A 16,534-nucleotide genomic window follows, 5' to 3' on the forward strand; every position below is an offset into this window, starting at 1 on the left:
CTTTTTTACACTTGGATTAGGAGGTGACCTAGCGTGATCAAGCAAAAAGCAATGATTCTTTCAAACAATTTTTATAAGTGGGTCATACTGGGGCTGGCTACATTTACACAGGCAAGTGCCACTCTTGTTACCTACGGGGTCGGTCCTTTGATATTTTTTTGGCAGGATGTGTTCCAGCTTACGCAATTGGAATCAGGACTTTTACTATCTGCGGTCAATATCGGACCGTTGTTTTTCATGCTGTTTGTCGGCCGGCTTCTCGATCGTTCAAATGAGAAGCTGTTAATTGGTCTTGGATCCGTTTTATTAAGCCTATCTTTACTGGCTGTGACATTAGTGGATGAATATTTAGGCTTACTCGTTGTTCTTTTCGTTGTGGGCATATTCTATAGCTCCGCCCAGCCTGGAGGAAGCAAAGTGATTGTCAAATGGTTTCCAAGCCAGCATCGGGGACTGGCAATGGGAGTACGCCAGGCTGGTATCCCGATTGGAGGTGCAATGGCCGGGATGATCATTCCCGCTTTTGGATTATCCTACGGTTGGCATTCGGCCGTTTATTTTCTTTCCGGCTTATGTATGACCGGAGGACTTATGTTTCTTATTTTTTATAAGGAACCTTCTTTTCATGAAGCTACTTCTGCAGAGAGTGATAGAAAGAATTTTCGTAAACAGCTGCAGGAAATCGTGAAAAACAAAGCATTATATCCTGTCTTTTTTACAGGAATCACCATGATTTCTTTGCAGCTCGTTATCGTCGGACACCTTACGATCTATTTCACTCACGCTGGATCAATTGCACCATTGCTTGCAGGACAGCTTTTTTCAGTAACGTTGTTTTTTGGAATGGCCGGAAGAGTTCTGCTAGCATCAGCAAGCGATTCGATGTTTAAGGGAGATCGGAGGACACCATTATTCTTATCCGTTTTTGCTGTCTTAATGTCTGTACTCTTTCTCTCAACGAATTTAGAAAGCCTTCCTCTTTGGGTGCTTTTTGTTCTCTGCGCTTGGTTAGGTTTCTTCGGAATCGGATGGTACAGTCTTTTTATAGTTGAGGTTGCGGAAAAAGCAGCAGATGATTCAGTCGGAGTCACCGTCAGCTTTGCCTTGACCTTAAATCAGATTGCGATCATCACAGCACCGCCTGTTTTCGGTCTGATTGTAGATATGAGAGGCTATGCTTTTAGCTGGCTTTGCTTAACATTCAGTCTACTTCTCTCGGGATTATGGCTATATAAAAAGAAGGATTTTTAACGCGGTTAATAAAATAAAGTAATTGCAAATTTGATAATTGGATAAACTGTAAAGTCTTCCTCTATATCCATCCACCATCTATGCCAAAATTTTACAGGCAACTTACTTTACATCCTTTCAATGAGGTTGCATAATGATCTATTGAAAAGTATATACATTTATATCATATACTTACCTGAAGGAGAGTGTAGCTTGTGAGCAAAACCTGTGTTCCGACTGGCGTAGAACTAAAAGACACTGGCTTTGGATATACGTTGTCATTAATAAGCGGTAAATATAAAATGATCATTATATATTGGCTGTCAGAAAATAAGGTTATGCGGCATAATGAATTGAAGAGAAGTATCGGTACCATTTCCTTTAAAACGCTGAGCATCATGTTAAAAGAGCTTGAGACAGAAGGCCTTATCATACGCAAGGAATTTCCCCAAATACCTCCAAAAGTTGAATATTCATTATCTGAACGTGGTCTTTCTCTCGTTCCATTGTTAAATATGATGTGCGAGTGGGGAGAGAAAAACCGTTTGCCAGCTCTGGAGGATATACAGCGGTAGGCATAGCTATTTTGTTTACATCAAAAGAAGTATTTCCTGAACAAGGAAATACTTCTTTTCTATAGCTTTAATAAAGCTACCTATTACAGGTTGTCAACAAAATTCAAATAATCTTGTGCGCTTTTTTCCAATTCGCTTGTACCCGGCTCATTTTCCTCTTCTTCGTTTCCACCAGGCTCATTTTCTTTGCCATAAAACGCAAAGAACGAACGATAATCAGCATTGCAGTATAGGAAGGTAGTTTCAATAGGAGATAATAATTGTTCAAGTGTATATCGATATCTTCCCTCTTCACTATAATCTTCTTTTTTAATTCCTGCAGACACACTTAAAGCAACTTTACGATTCCTTAATTTATCCCCTCCATTTGAACCATAAGCCCATCCATAAGCTAAAACTTCGTCAAACCATTTTTTAAGGAGAGGCGGAGAATTAAACCAATATATAGGGAACTGCAAAACAAGTTTACCATGTGATTCAACCAATTTTTGTTCTTTTTCCACGTCTATGTTTCCATCCGGGTAAACCTTATACAATTCGCGAACAGTATACTTTTCTGAATATTTTTTGAGTTCTTCTACCCATCGCTTATTAATGACGGATGTTTCTATACTTGGGTGTGAAACGATAACAAGAGTTTTCAAAGATTTGTCCTCCTTAAATATTATTTATATCTGGAGTATAAAGTGCACACTGCAAATATGTAAGTATGCACTTTTAGTACAGGTACTTTCATAAAGGTGAGTGTCAAATCAGTCATAAAATTATTACGATCGCTACCTCTACCCCAGACAAAGTAATTTCTTTAGTGACAAATCTTCAAATATCGTTATGTAACTTATCGAGATTCCGTGAAAAACATTAACGAAGGTGTGCCAAGATTTAATTCAGGCTCCATTTCAGCGACTAATTGCTTTTTGTGGAGTATTACAAGGCTGCTTCTTCGAGAGGCAGCCTTGTATATCGGCGGCGCTTTTTTCATTTTATCGGCGAAAATAGAAATATATCAGCGAAAACGGCTGATATATCGGCGAAAATTTCAATATATCGATTATTCGACAAAATTCGTCATAAATAAGAGCAAAATTCCGTTCTTTTTAAGAATTTGTTGACCGCAGCCCCGTAATTTTTATAAAAACCCAGTACATGATGTTAATGCACTCACTCGAATACTATGCTTTCATACTTCCTTCATTAGGGATTTGGTCAAGTCCGTCAATATTTTTTTTGTGATATTCTTAGTTTGAAACTCTTTATCAATTCCTGATTCATTTATTGGTATCGCACTATCCTTGTTTGACTCTTTTGAAGTAGAACATCCACATACGAAAGCACTAAAACGACAAACAGTATTAAATTCCGCATATATATCCCCCTACTTACTTGGAAAAACACCTTTTTCTCGTTATTTGTGTCCAGTAAACTAAAAGTTTTTGAGGTCATCAACAATCTCGGGTAATCCTTCGTAAAAAAAATGCTCATTACCTGGAAGAACACGCGCAGTTGCATCAGAAAGTTTTTCTTTGAAATGATTTAGATGTGAAACCGGTACAATTTCATCATTAGAACTATGGTAGAGGAATATCTTTGAGATTTGCGGAAGCTTTGAAGCAAAATTTTCAGGCAGCATGAATTCGCTGCTGTGCCAATCCGTATCATCTTTGCTCCAGTAGGGTGCTGCAATCAAAAATAATCCAATGATGGATAGATCAAAAGCTTCTTCGGAAAGATATTTAATCAGAACAGATCCTCCCAACGAATGACCGATGAGAATCACTTCCCCATCCAATGCTGACAGTTCTTGATCAAGCTTCTCTCTCCACAACTCGTATTTTGGATTTTCCGGAAAAGGCATTTTCGGAAGCAATAAACGATACCATTCATCCAGCTCATCATGTAAATATTCAGCTAAGCGGCTGCTTCCTTGCAGTGCCCCTTGTTCTCCAGCACTATGAATGAAAATTACTTGCTTTTTCATTTAAATCGCTCCTTGTACAGGAATTGGATTCTTGTCCATTTTACAATTAACTTCTTTTTATGTAATGTTCATGAGAAATGTTCTCTCCTCCCCTATTTACAAGTTTTTTTCCTTCATCCATTCTTAGACAAGAATAAAACTCCTCGATGTTATGAAAAATAATAAAAAAATTCAACAGGAGTTGTCACCGTGAAAAAATCCTTTACCTTAATATTCTCCCTCACCCTCGTTCTTACGGCGTGTACAGGAAATAATGAAAATTCGGGAGAAGCACAGGACCAAACGAATCCGCAGCCAAGAGTTCATCAGATTAAGACAGAAACAAATCAATCCAAAACTAAAGAAGTGAATCCTTCGGAAACTGCACACGGAAACCATACAATTGACAGTATTGGATTTCTAGAGCCAGTTGATCCCAAACAAGCTGTTTCAGAAGTAAATAATGTTGGAAAGCATTTGTCTTACGTCGCTTTTTTTAGCTATAGGGCTCAGGAAGACGGAAATTTAATCCCTATTAAAGATGATGAGGCACTTCCTGCGACGCGAAAAAACGGTGCAGCCGCAATGATGGTTGTTACCAATTTTACAGAAGGAAACTTCTCTCCGGATGTTGCACACAAAATTTTTACAGACAAAACGGCATCTAAACGATTTATCCAGAAGGTTATTCAAACAATGAAAGCAAAAGGTTATAAAGCACTTAACATTGATTTTGAACACATTCGGGCTGAGGACCGCGATCTCTATAATGGATTTCTAGAAACACTCATCCCACAAGTTCGAAAAGCAGGATTCAAAGTCTCAACTGCCCTTGCTCCAAAAACAAGCGATGAACAAAGCGGTCCGTGGCATGGGGCACATGATTACAAACACCATGGAGAAATTGCGGATTTTGTGATATTGATGACCTATGAATGGGGCTGGTCTGGCGGTCCTCCGATGGCGGTATCACCTATTCCGCAGGTTAAAAAAGTAATCGATTATGCATTATCAGTCATACCTAGAGAGAAAATTGTGATGGGAGCACCACTCTACGGCTATGATTGGACGCTGCCGTATGAAAAGGGAGGCAAATTCGCCAAGAGAATTGCACCAAAGGAAGCGGCAGAATTAGCGATAAAAGAAGGCGCAGAAATCAAGTTCGATAACGAAGCTCAAGCTCCTCATTTTAATTACAGGGATGACAATAATAAGGAACACACCGTTTGGTATGAAAATGAACAAAGTGCCCAAGCAAAATTTAATCTTGTGAAAGAGTATCGACTTCGCGGTATCGCCTATTGGGTTTTAGGAGAACCTTTCCCGCAGAATTGGTCAATGCTGGAAGACCAATTTACCATTAAAAAAGAACAATAAATATAGAAAATAACAAATGGTTACTGAGATTTGCAGTAACCATTTGTTATAGGATTGAACTCCACTTCATATTAATACAGCAGCCTTTGGCTTCAGATATAAACAGATGGCTTTTTATTGTCTCGACTTCTACTTTGCATCGTGAAAAATAATGCCCATCCCATAACGAATCCCGGATGTGAGTGTACTTACCCCATGACGAACCGTATTCCGATAGTAGCCATTTTTCCCTTTTACTGGACGATGGTTTGTCGGGAATATCAAAGCCTCCCCTTGCTCGAGTGTAATTACATGTCCGCGGCTTTGCGCCCGCGGCCTTTGCTCAACAAGCAGAGATTCTCCTCCGGTATAGTCCTTCTCAAGTTGGTTTAAAGCGAACACCACCTGGAAAGGGAAGTACACATCGCCATATAAATCCTGATGAAGGCAGTTATACCCGCCTGGCTCATATTTTAGAATGAGCGGAGTAGTTCTGGTCTGTTCTTTCTCGTGGCATTTTTTAAGAAAGTCATCCAAAGTTTCCGGATAAGCTGGCTCTTTCTTCAAATATACCAGCCAGCGGTTAGCTGCTTTCGCGAGTTCTGGATAAAATGCGGTGCGTATCTCCTGAATCAGTGATGGAAGCGGCGTGTCAAAGTATCTGTACTGTCCTTCCCCGAAACGATATCTTTCCATATTGATCGTTGTACGATAGAGGGAATCATCATCATAACGATTGATCACTTCTTCACATTGTTCCCTGCTCAACAAAGCTGGGAGTTTGGCAAATCCTTGTTCATCGAGAGTTTGATGAGTTGATTCCCATTCAATGCTTTTAATGGATTCAGCCAATTGATTCGCCATTGTTAATGCCTCCCTTGTTTTTGCTCCAGCTGAAGCAATGATTTCTTCATTTCTAACCCGCCCCTATATCCTGTTAATGATCCATCTTTACCAACTACACGATGGCATGGTACGGATACGAGTAGAGGATTTCTGCCGATCGCAGTTCCAACTGCCCGTACTGCGGACGGTTTGTTGATCATATTGGCAATTTGTGAGTAGGTAATCGTTTCTCCATATGGAATTTCCTTAAGAGCTGCCCAAATTTTCATTTGAAAAGGTGTCCCTTCAACATCTACAGGCATGGAAAATGTTCGCCGTTCTCCTATGAAATATTCTTCAAGCTCTTGTTTATAAGGTTCAAGCCTCTTATCGTCTTGAACCAGTTCGTACGTTGGAAAACGTTTGTTAGCCCAATTCTCCAATTCTTCGATGCCTTTATTTGGCGACCCCATAAAACATAAGCCATTTATCGTAGCAGCAAGATAAAACCGACCGATCTTACTCGTATACCGAGACCAATAAATAATTTGGTTAATGGTTTGTTCCATGTGAAATCTCCTCCGTTCATTGGTTTCCTTTGTGATTTTTCCGGTACTCTGAAGGGGTTTGCTTCATTCTTTTTTTGAATAACGTGACAAAATAAGCAGTATTCGGATATCCTACAGCTGAACCTATATTCGTTACAGATTCGTTGGTTGTTTTAAGGTAATACGCTGCCTTGTCTATTCGAACCTGCTGAATATATTCTGTTGGACTCATACCCTTCATTCGTTTGAACGTTCGCTGCAAATGGTAAGGGCTTCCATGACTTGACTCCGCTATCAAATTCAAGGTAAGCGGCTCGCTATAGTTGGCATCAATCCATTCTGTCACTTGCTGGATCCATTCCTCGTCCGGCAAACGCAACCCACTTGGCCTGCATCGTTTACAGGGGCGGAAATTCTCCAACAGTGCCTGCTCAGTATTGTTGAAAATTCGAACGTTTTCTTTATTAGGAGGTCTTGATTTGCATGACGGACGACAAAATATGCCTGTCGTCTTTACAGCATAATAAAATGTGTTGTCAAAGGCTGCATCATTTTCCATAATCGCTTTCCAATAGTTATCTGGAATTCTGGATTTCATCTTATCACCTCTGTTTCCACAGTATCAGGTTTTATTTTTTAATCAATGTTTTTCGAATATAAGAGCAATATAACAAAATTGTATGTGTTATGGTTTATACGTTTTGAGTTTATCTAAACCTTGAGTAATCTAAACCATATTTGAATATAAAAGCAAGATTACGAAATAAATAATTGCAACCATGTGATACAACTATAATGTACAAACACGAAGGAGGTTATTTATGGAACATTCAAGGGAAGTCTTTAAGAACGTGATGATGATACACACGCCAAAAGAATTTAGTTTTGCGGAAAACTTAAATTACCTGCAGCGGTCTCCGAATGAATGTCTGTTCACAATTGTTGATGAAAAGATTTATCGAGCGATCAGAGTAGGTTCGGAAACCACGTTAGTGAAGATTAGCGCAGAGGAAGAATCGACCCTTGCCATTCATTTTTTGAACAATACCTCACCTGAAAATAAAGACGTTCGTTCAAAGGTAATTCAATACATTCGCGAATGGTTTGACCTGGACACAGACTTACTGCCCTTCTATAAACTCGCAGAAACGGATCCGTTTTTGAAGCGGCCTGTGTCACAGTTCTACGGATTACGGAATATGGGAATACCTGAATTGTTTGAAGCCTTGGCATGGGGAATTCTGGGTCAGCAAATAAATCTTGGCTATGCGTACACTCTAAAACGGCGTTTAGTTGAAAAGTATGGCACATATATAGAATGGAACGGCTCCAAGTATTGGAACTTTCCAACACCTGAAGACATAGCTATATTAAATGTGGAAGATCTATTCGAATTGAAGATGACTGTAAAAAAATGCGAATACCTCATTGGTGTAGCACAACTTCTTGTTAATGATGTCATAAGCAAAGAGAAGCTGCTGGCTTTGAAGAATATTAATGAAGCCGAGAAAACTTTGGTTAAGATACGAGGCATTGGACCATGGACGGCCAATTATGTCTTAATGCGGTGTCTTCGATTTCAAGCGGCGTTTCCAATTGACGACGTTGGCTTGCATAATTCTATTAAGCTTCTACTGGAGATGGAACAAAAGCCGACGAAGGAAGAGATCAGAAAATATGCGGCTGCTTGGAAGAATTGGGAATCTTATGCGACATTCTATTTATGGAGATTGTTATATTAACAAAGGTTTAAAGCCTATTGAATTAATGACATAACCATTTGTAGTGGATATAAAAAACACAGAAACAATACTCAGGATGCATTCAAACGCACCTGAGCATTGTTTGAACTGCTTAATTAGTTGTTTGGGCTACTACTTTATGAAGGGCATTTGCGACAGTTCCATATTCGCTCGCATGTGGACGATCGTCTCCGTCTTCATAGCCATAATCAAACATCCGGTTTCTATTCAAAGTCAGCTTCGTGAATGACGGCCGCAACAAATCAAATAGCTCGAAACGTTCCTGCAATTGAGGGAATTTCTTTTGATACGAAAGGATTTCCTCACGAACAATGTTCCAAAAACGATATTCAGAAAACTGTTCATTCTCTTGCAGTATGTCGCTTAAGTAGCGGAAGTGACAAATGAACAATCCTGTTAAGATGAACTGAGTCAGTCCTTCAGGCGGTTCGGTGCGCAACACTTTCTTTAATTCCACTGACAGTCCTGCCAGCTCCTGAAACGGCTGGTCACTAATATTTACATCATCAACGAAATCCTTCATGATAATCCGTTCCGGTGTGTAATTTTTTAGGACAAGCACGGTATTTTGGCCATGTGGTGAAAAGACAGTTCCATATTGATATAAATAATGAAGCAGAGGAGGCAAAACAGAGTTCGTCAATTTCTGGACCCACTCCTCTACGCTAAGCCCGGATTTTTCTATGAGTTGGGAAACGAAAGGAATCCCTTCTTGATCCACATGGAGCAACGCAGCCAATGTGATTGCATGTTCATTATCACTTAGTTCCTTATAGATACTTTCTCTCCATACGACACCGAGCATTTCTAAATATTGATAAGGAGCTCCCTTCAATTGATGGAATGTGCGGTGATTGACATTCATCGTCGCAACCTCGCCTAACAGCCCTAGCCGGCATGTTTCTTTTAAATACGAATCGTTTTCTAGGATGTTTTTCATAAATTTCGTTACGTCTGGTGCGATGACGGTTCTCTCACTAGGCAATCCTCTATAAACAAGCGTATTTAAAATACTCATTGGCAGCTTTACATGAAACTTTTCTTTGTTGGAAAGATTGACAAATGTGCGTATGGATTGCTGAGGGAGATATTCATCTTCTCCTTCTCCTAACGGTATAATTTCTTTTTTTGCTATTTCCGCTGCAAACATAGAGACAATGGTTTGATTCCATTGCCATGAATGAATCGGCATGAAGTAATAATCCGTATCGTTTACACCTAAAGTGCTAAGCCTTTTTCCAAATCGTTCTCGTTTCTCTTGATCCAGCTCTTGTTCGATTACATGTTCATAAGCTAAGCCATCAACGGAATGGAATGTGCCGATATTTTGATGGACGGCGATCCAAGATAAGTTCACCTTCTTTTTTTGCTCAGGTGCATATTGGACGTAATCATCGTATCCGAAACCAATACGTCCCTTATTATAAGTAATCCAAGGATGCCCCGTCATTTCTCCTTCCAGTTCTGCATAGCCGAGTTCAGTTAATTGTGCAGATGATTTAGCTTTTTCCTTTAAATGAGTATCCGCGACAAGTGTATGCAAATATTCTTTCACTAAGTGGCCCGCAGTTGAGCCTGTCATCTTTCCTTCTTCTTGAATGCTTAACAAGAGGCCAAGAGACAATGGGATATCAGTATCTTCAATTAAATTGACGTCAATGCTCTCAACCAATATATGAAAGCTGTCAAACAATCGCGGCTTTGCCTCAAAACGGTACACCGTTCCTTTTTTATCTCTCCATTCATAATAGTGAGTGTCCTCTTTTTTCGATAAGAGAGTCGGGATAATAATTTCTTCGTATATAAACTCTTGAAGCATTTTCGCCAAAAGTTTTCGATCAGCTTCCTGCCAAGCTTTTTCTGTTAACATCTGTAGCGGCGTTTCAATAATCTTCACAATCGTCCACTCCTTTTATTTATTGAATATGATGGTTTGAAATCATTGATAAAAAGCAAGCTCATACATACAGCTGCTCCGATTAACAAGCAGCCGCTTAGTAAAAATGGCCCTTCCATTCCATTATGCTGTATGCTTATAAACGCAGTCATTGGGGCAAACAGCAAGGCTGTGCTTTGCACCGAAGCAACGAGACTATATAAAAACGGCGACTTCTTGCCAATCCCCAACTGGAAAAAAATGATATCGATTGCTGCAAAACTAACAAAAAAACAGATCCCATACAATACACGAATGAACACAAATAACCATATGTGACCTGCTAACACTTGGAAAAAGAGCAACACACCTGTTACACCTGTTACACTGATCAAAATGACTTTCCCATGGGATTGAAGATAGCGCTTCGGAAAGATAAATTGCATCACGATCGCTACAAGACTTGGCATCACATACAATATTCCAGCCTCTTGCTGTGAGATGGTGTAGCTACTGTCAAAAAAAGTCGTAAAATAAGGTCGTATCGCGTGATGGCCGATATAAAAGAGAAACACTATAAGTAAATAAACAAGAAATCCCCACTGCCATTTCGTTCCTATTAATGCCCGCTCTTTATTTCTTACGTCCCTCTCCTTTGTAATTGCTTTATTGTTTAATGTAATAAAACAGCTGACTGCTGCGAGAATGATATCAATCAAAGCAAAGATGTAATAGCTATGTAAAGGCAATGGCTCGTTGATAACGAAACTTCCTGCGATACCTGACACAATCACACTGCCATGTAAAACAAATAAATAAGTTGTCGTTGCCTTTACTTTTTCACCTTCATTCTTACTTGAAGCTACCATTGCCGGGTATAACAAATATATCGCACTTTGAAAAAAGAGCAGCACAACCGAGGTTGCTAAAAACTGGGGAAAGGTATGAACCATAGGAATGATGGCTTTGCACCCTGCCATTCCTACCAGCGAAGCAGTAACAAGCTTCCCCAAACTCCATCTTCTAGCAATTACCGCCCACATTGGCGTCATAATAATGACTATAAGTCGACAGCAAACAATGAACACACTTGTTACTTGCACCCCATCCGTTCCCATATGGAAGTATTCAGAAAATAATTGAGGATAATAGGGCGATAACAGCATTTCAGAAGTCAAAGTAAATAGCAAACAACTATATACAAACCCTTTTTCGCCCTTCGTCATTTCCTTATCCTACAATCCAAACTGTTGGAATACATTATGCTCATATGTTTGATAAACTTCTTTTCCAGCGATTTGGTTAATTATTGTCACGTTTCGAAACGCGCCTAGTCCTAAATCAGGAGCGCCAACGCCGTGCGTATGCAGCTCGCCATTTTGGACAAATAAATGATTATGACCTTTTTCCTTTAGCTTCACTTTATAATCTTCTTGAATGACAAGCTGACCGCTTTCATCCCACTCCAGCTTTTCCTTTATGCCTTCTAAACAATTGGGGACGTAAGGATGATAACCCGTTGCAAGAATGACAGCATCACTTTCTATATGCTTACCCGCTTCTTGTTCGTGCTGATACAGCGATAATTTATACCCGCCATTGTCTTCTTCTATGGAAACCAACTCGGTCAATGCCTGCAATTGAACATCCAGTCGCTTGTTTCCCGCAGTCCGTTCGTACAATAAATCATAAATAGCAGCAATCGTATCAAAACTAATCCCTTTATACAGCAATGCTTGATTGTTCAAGACCTTTTTTTTCTTTTCTTTGGGCAGTTTATAAAAGTAACGGGTATAATCCGGTGAAAAATGCTCCAGTCCAAGCTTGGAATACTCCATCGGATAAAACCCTTTGGATCTCGTGAACCAAGATAGTTGATAACCTTGATCAGGCTGTTTCGTTAAAAGGTCATAAAAAACTTCAGCTGCACTCTGTCCAGAGCCGATAACCGTAACCGAACTTGCTTTCGAAACATTTTCTCTCTTGTCCATGTACTGTGAAGAGTGAAATACCTGGTCGCCAAGTGCGGAATGAAACCTCTCCGGGACGTACGGTTTCGTCCCCACTCCAATCACTACATGTTTGGCATCATACGTTTTTTGTTCATTTTCTCTAGCGGAGAAAACGGTCACGCGAAAATGCCCGCCCTTTGTTTGTTCGATGTTCTTTACTTCGCATTCAAACTGAAGCTGCGGAAGTTGCTCTGATACCCATTGACAATAATGATTGTATTCTGTTCGCGGGATATGAAATTTCTCAAAAAAGTAAAATTGGTAAAGCCGTTTTTGCGTATGTAAATAGTTTAAGAAGCTAAAGCGGCTTGTCGGATCTACCATTGTTACTACATCTGCCATAAAAGGCACTTGTAAAGTCGTTCCTTCTAGGAGCATTCCCGGGTGCCATTCAAAACGTGTTTTTTTATCAAAGAACAAAGAACGGCATTCCGTTTTTTCTAGCAATGCTGCTAATCCGAGATTAAAAGGTCCGATTCCAACGCCAATGACGTCTAAAATTTTTTCATTTTCCAATCTGTCCACCTTCTTTCAAACACATTCCGTTCACATTCCATCAGTAAAGCCGATTTGTCAGACAACTCGACCTCCATTACTGGTTGAAACCCGCATTTTTTAAACACGTATATCATTTTTTCGTTTCGAATATCTGGCTCCGCTATAATTTTGTTTGTTTCGGGCACTTGAAATTTTTTCTGCAAAATCGTCATTAATAACGGATATGTGAAGCCTTTTCCTAAAAAATCTGTCGGCCCGATCAGCAAGTGAATTCCTTGGTCGTACTCATCAAAAGCGTAATAGTTCCCGATTATATCGCCCTTCACCCAATATGACTCCCAATAACTCATCGGAACTCCGTCTAGTTCACCAACCAAAAGTGTTTGATGATCATCCTGTAAGAACTTCTGTAAATGTACTTTATACTTTTCTAATGAAATATTTAATTTCCAATAAGGGATAACATGCTTCTCATGCATCCAGGAGTGAAGCTGTTCTAAATCCTTTTCCATCGTTACTCGGCGAAACAAAATTGATTTTTGAATAACTGGATCATACCGCTCAAATGGATACTTCTGTTGAACGAAAAGGTTAGACTTCATAGGGTTCACCTGCTGGTATTGCAAGCGGATTCGGAACATCCACATATACAGATTGAGTCTCAAGAGAACCCGCAAGCTCATCCATATCATGAACTCTCGTTAACAAATTTGCCTTGCATGGGAGCTTTTCTTCGTTCAATAATGAATTCAATAAGTTCGTATGATCACCTAAACGATTTTTTAAATCTGTCAGCTCCGCTCTCAACATAGCCAGTAACTGATGTTCTTCGATAAGCCCATTGACTCCAAATGCATTGATCACACCGAACAAATGATTGAAAAATACATAGTATCGAAAGCGCTCCTCTGCAACCTGATCAGTACATATCGTGTCGCTTTTTTCATTTAATGTTGAAACGAGACGCATTAAAGTGGTTGCTTTTGACTCCATGAAATAATAACCTTGATTATCACGATAATAGAAAACAGACGGATAGCCGTATTCATCCAGCTTAATGACGGAATTTTGCTGGTGTGCTTCCAATGCGATTCCATACGATGCATATAACCAGTAGAGAGGGCGCAAGCTTACCTGCAAATAACGGGCAAACCACTGCTTGCTCGCTTCCTCAGTGGAAACCTCTTCCCGGCGGGCAATATCAGCAATGATGTTTGTTAAATGTGAGCTGCTCCCTGTAATATGGTCCTGGCATAATGCAGCAAGCAGAGTAGTCCTTGATTCGTTTCCGTCTTGAAACGGATTATCACGAATGACTACCTCAAATCCTGTCTCCTGCGTTTCAGATTTCAACGTAATATAAGCAGGATCTTCAATGATACGGAATGACGGATGATTTTCTTTTAGCTTTTCGTGAAGCTCTTCATGAAGCAGGCGGCTCACTTCCACTCCCCGGCTCAGCTCTTTTCGTTTATTGATTCGCAGTGAATTGGTGATTTTTACAGGGATCGAGAATTTATACATAAAACTCGCTTCTGGATGATACACAGTCCGGACAGAAGAGGTTGGATAAAACTTTCTCCCTTTCGGCCCAAGATACTCAAGCTTTCCTGATTGAATCAAGCGGCACACGTCTTCTGTTTCCAGAAGCTTCCTCGCTTGAAGCGGGTGAATTGGGATGAGTGAAAAATGATCTTCCCGACAATACTCTTCTTTAAACGTTTCTGATACGAACGGGTCTCTTTTTAATTCTTCCTTAATTAGCGCTGAAGCGTTTTGAGATAGGATAGAATCTTCCTCGACGATGTCGTCTGCAGCCCGAAAATAATGAAGCTGGAATGCCCCTTTTCGTTCAGGTGCAAAAATATGTTCTTCTGCTTCGTCAATACCTTGACGGCTTTTTGGTGTTGGATGCACTTGATGGCCGATGATCAACGACTGCTCAGATTGAAGAAATGTTTTTTCTGTTTGATAACATCCGTCCAAATCATTGATTCGTTCTGAAATAATTCCTTTCATATTTTGATAGCTTAAGATCGTCCGAAGCACAAACTCATCCATTTGAATGGGCTTTTCGGAAGAGAGAGTTAATTCTTTTTGAATGAAATCTAGTAATGTTTTGTAATCTAGCTGTTTCGCTTCATCGTTCTTTATTTGATAGTACATATCAGGAGCTAAGAGGTGACGCCCTGTTATAGACTTATATCGAACCGGAACGAATAATGTAACTGACTGTCTGTTAAACATAATGACTAATACATGCCTGATGCTCTCATCTTCTATCGAAACCGGGACTTCATCAGGAAGCTTCCACTCCCCTTCCCCTGTTTCAATCACATAACAATTGAGCAGATTTTGCATAGTAAGATGATTAGTAATGAACGGAATATTCATACCGGGTCTCTCCTTGTTCGTTCTCAATTTTTTCTCCAGCTAATTTTATTTGCTTTATATGATTTTTCATAAGACTGATCGTATTGAGAGGATTGAGCATTGTAAATTTCAAATACACGCTTCCCAATTGCTTTGTTTTAGCTATGATCAGCTCACCGCTTTGATAGAAAGCCCGCTGAAGCTCGAGATTGATTTCATCAACACTCACATCCCTGTTAGTCGAAGGAACGTAGCGGAATAAAACAGTATTGAGCTCCGGGTCATTCAGCAACTCAAACGAAGAATCTTCCTTTAACAGACATGCAGTTTCCTTTGCCAGGTTAATCGTATAATCGACCATTTCCCCAAATAAATCGGTTCCTACCAATTTCAACGTCATTAATAGCTTTAAAGCATCAAATCGTTTGGTTGTTTGGACGCTTTTTTCCACGAGATTGATAATACCGCCTTCCCGATCTTCTTCGGGATTCAAATAGTCTGCATGATATGAAATTTGCTGAAAGTCATTTCTTTGTTTGACAAAAAAAGCACCACAGCTAATGGATTGATAGTAAAGCTTATGGAAATCTATTGTTATCGAATCTGCTAAGCTTAGGTCACTGATCTTATGACGATATTGATGAGAAAATAACAAAGCTCCTCCGAAGGCGGCATCGACGTGAAGCCATAGCTGCTCTTCATTCGCTATCTTTGCGATCTCACTCAGGCAATCTATGCTTCCGAAGTCCGTCGTTCCTGCGGTTGCCACTACCATGAAAGGCAAGAGTCCTTCTTGCCGCAATTTTTCAATTTTTTCCTTTACATCGCCTGTACATAATTGATGCTTATCATTCGTTGCTACTCTTACGACTGCATTCATTCCCAATCCAAGCTGAGCTGCAGATTGCTGCACTGTAAAATGGGCATGCTCAGAGCAAAGAATTCGCAATTTACTTGCTTCAAACGGCAGTCCTTCTTGGTGAACATTGATTGAAAAATACGCTTGGCAAGCTTTATTTCGCGCAAGCAGCACACCCATATAATTTGATTGTGTCCCTCCGCTTGTGAAAACACCGTCCGCTTCAGGTGAATAACCGATGCAGGACGTAAAGAATTTGACCAGTTCGGCTTCAACGTATGTAGCAGCCGGGCTTTGATCCCACGAATCCATTGATTGATTGAGTGCATTAATGATCACTTCCGCTGCAATTGACGGAAGTAAAGGCGGGCAATGGAGATGAGCCATGGCAGAAGGGTGAGAAATCCATAATGAATTTCTCACAACAGCATTTTTAACCTCTTCCAATACAGCGTCCATCTTCTGTGCGGCAGCCGGGATGTTCATTACCTTTTTCACCTCTAGCTCAATCTCTTTACGAGAGGCTCCCGAAAAAGGGAGATTGGCTTCCCTTGTTTGATCAGCAACCAATTGAACAACTGAATCCATGAGTGCATCGTACGTATTCTTGCTTTCACCATCTGGGTGTAGAAACCATTTAGTAAAGTTTGATTTCATGAATG

Annotated in this window: 15 protein-coding genes and 1 pseudogene; 4 read left to right on the forward strand and 12 right to left on the reverse strand. The window is 40.0% G+C overall.

Annotated features, from left to right (window positions below; all coding sequences use genetic code 11):
* Positions 1–51 precede the first annotated feature (51 nt).
* Both AM592_RS06340 and AM592_RS06345 read left to right on the forward strand, forming a co-directional pair.
* The gene (locus tag AM592_RS06340) at positions 52–1,251 is read left to right on the forward strand and encodes an MFS transporter (RefSeq protein ID WP_053606008.1); all 1,200 of its coding nucleotides are present in this window, start codon (positions 52–54) and stop codon (positions 1,249–1,251) included.
* 194 nt (positions 1,252–1,445) lie between these two features.
* Entirely contained in the window at positions 1,446–1,805 is a 360-nt protein-coding gene (locus AM592_RS06345) for a winged helix-turn-helix transcriptional regulator (protein WP_053603006.1), read from the forward strand.
* 83 nt (positions 1,806–1,888) lie between these two features.
* Here AM592_RS06345 and AM592_RS06350 read toward each other — a convergent pair whose 3' ends face one another.
* From AM592_RS06350 to AM592_RS06355, 3 genes and pseudogenes are all read right to left on the reverse strand, one after another.
* Positions 1,889–2,449 carry an NAD(P)H-dependent oxidoreductase gene (locus tag AM592_RS06350; RefSeq protein ID WP_053603007.1) on the reverse strand — a complete coding sequence of 187 codons (561 nt, stop codon included), beginning with the start codon at positions 2,447–2,449 and terminating at the stop codon, positions 1,889–1,891.
* Between the two features lie 203 nt (positions 2,450–2,652).
* Positions 2,653–2,736, reverse strand: a pseudogene (locus tag AM592_RS24555) (VOC family protein); the annotation flags it as partial.
* 492 nt (positions 2,737–3,228) lie between these two features.
* Positions 3,229–3,783 (reverse strand): alpha/beta hydrolase, encoded by a 555-nt coding sequence (locus AM592_RS06355; RefSeq protein WP_053603008.1) that lies wholly within the window; start codon positions 3,781–3,783, stop codon positions 3,229–3,231.
* Positions 3,784–3,972: 189 nt separating this feature from the next.
* On the opposite strand from AM592_RS06355, the gene AM592_RS06360 reads away from it, so the two are divergent.
* Positions 3,973–5,139 carry a glycosyl hydrolase family 18 protein gene (locus tag AM592_RS06360; RefSeq protein ID WP_053603009.1) on the forward strand — a complete coding sequence of 389 codons (1,167 nt, stop codon included), beginning with the start codon at positions 3,973–3,975 and terminating at the stop codon, positions 5,137–5,139.
* A 129-nt stretch (positions 5,140–5,268) separates the two neighbouring features.
* On the opposite strand, the gene AM592_RS06365 is transcribed toward AM592_RS06360, so the two are convergent.
* The 3 genes from AM592_RS06365 to AM592_RS06375 are packed head-to-tail and all read right to left on the reverse strand — an operon-like array spanning position 5,269 to position 7,089.
* Positions 5,269–5,982 carry a 2OG-Fe(II) oxygenase gene (locus tag AM592_RS06365; protein WP_053603010.1) on the reverse strand — a complete coding sequence of 238 codons (714 nt, stop codon included), beginning with the start codon at positions 5,980–5,982 and terminating at the stop codon, positions 5,269–5,271.
* 2 nt (positions 5,983–5,984) lie between these two features.
* Positions 5,985–6,512, reverse strand: coding sequence for a methylated-DNA--[protein]-cysteine S-methyltransferase (locus AM592_RS06370; protein ID WP_053603011.1), 528 nt, complete (start codon positions 6,510–6,512; stop codon positions 5,985–5,987).
* 16 nt (positions 6,513–6,528) lie between these two features.
* The gene (locus tag AM592_RS06375; RefSeq protein WP_053603012.1) at positions 6,529–7,089 is read right to left on the reverse strand and encodes a bifunctional transcriptional activator/DNA repair enzyme AdaA; all 561 of its coding nucleotides are present in this window, start codon (positions 7,087–7,089) and stop codon (positions 6,529–6,531) included.
* 223 nt (positions 7,090–7,312) lie between these two features.
* Here AM592_RS06375 and AM592_RS06380 point away from each other — a divergent pair, with 223 nt between their 5' ends.
* Positions 7,313–8,233 carry a DNA-3-methyladenine glycosylase 2 gene (locus AM592_RS06380; protein ID WP_053603013.1) on the forward strand — a complete coding sequence of 307 codons (921 nt, stop codon included), beginning with the start codon at positions 7,313–7,315 and terminating at the stop codon, positions 8,231–8,233.
* A gap of 112 nt (positions 8,234–8,345) precedes the next feature.
* Here AM592_RS06380 and AM592_RS06385 read toward each other — a convergent pair whose 3' ends face one another.
* Genes AM592_RS06385 through AM592_RS06410 form a run of 6 tightly spaced genes read right to left on the reverse strand, consistent with a single transcriptional unit; the run spans position 8,346 to position 16,529 of the window.
* Positions 8,346–10,151 carry an IucA/IucC family protein gene (locus AM592_RS06385; RefSeq protein ID WP_082363795.1) on the reverse strand — a complete coding sequence of 602 codons (1,806 nt, stop codon included), beginning with the start codon at positions 10,149–10,151 and terminating at the stop codon, positions 8,346–8,348.
* Entirely contained in the window at positions 10,148–11,356 is a 1,209-nt protein-coding gene (locus AM592_RS06390) for an MFS transporter (RefSeq protein WP_082363798.1), read from the reverse strand. The genes AM592_RS06385 and AM592_RS06390 overlap by 4 nt, the downstream gene beginning before the upstream one ends.
* Before the next feature lie 9 nt (positions 11,357–11,365).
* Positions 11,366–12,658, reverse strand: a complete 1,293-nt coding sequence (locus AM592_RS06395) for a lysine N(6)-hydroxylase/L-ornithine N(5)-oxygenase family protein (RefSeq protein WP_053603014.1) — start codon at positions 12,656–12,658, stop codon at positions 11,366–11,368.
* Positions 12,637–13,242 carry a GNAT family N-acetyltransferase gene (locus tag AM592_RS06400; RefSeq protein WP_053603015.1) on the reverse strand — a complete coding sequence of 202 codons (606 nt, stop codon included), beginning with the start codon at positions 13,240–13,242 and terminating at the stop codon, positions 12,637–12,639. The genes AM592_RS06395 and AM592_RS06400 overlap by 22 nt, the downstream gene beginning before the upstream one ends.
* Entirely contained in the window at positions 13,232–15,034 is a 1,803-nt protein-coding gene (locus AM592_RS06405) for an IucA/IucC family protein (RefSeq protein ID WP_053603016.1), read from the reverse strand. Before AM592_RS06405 ends, AM592_RS06400 begins: the two co-directional genes overlap by 11 nt.
* Positions 15,012–16,529: a pyridoxal phosphate-dependent decarboxylase family protein gene (locus AM592_RS06410; RefSeq protein WP_053603017.1), complete on the reverse strand. Its 1,518-nt coding sequence runs from the start codon at positions 16,527–16,529 to the stop codon at positions 15,012–15,014. Before AM592_RS06410 ends, AM592_RS06405 begins: the two co-directional genes overlap by 23 nt.
* Between the last annotated feature and the right edge of the window lie 5 nt (positions 16,530–16,534).

Origin of the sequence: Bacillus gobiensis (genome assembly GCF_001278705.1) — a bacterium.
Classification (GTDB): domain Bacteria; phylum Bacillota; class Bacilli; order Bacillales; family Bacillaceae; genus Bacillus; species Bacillus gobiensis.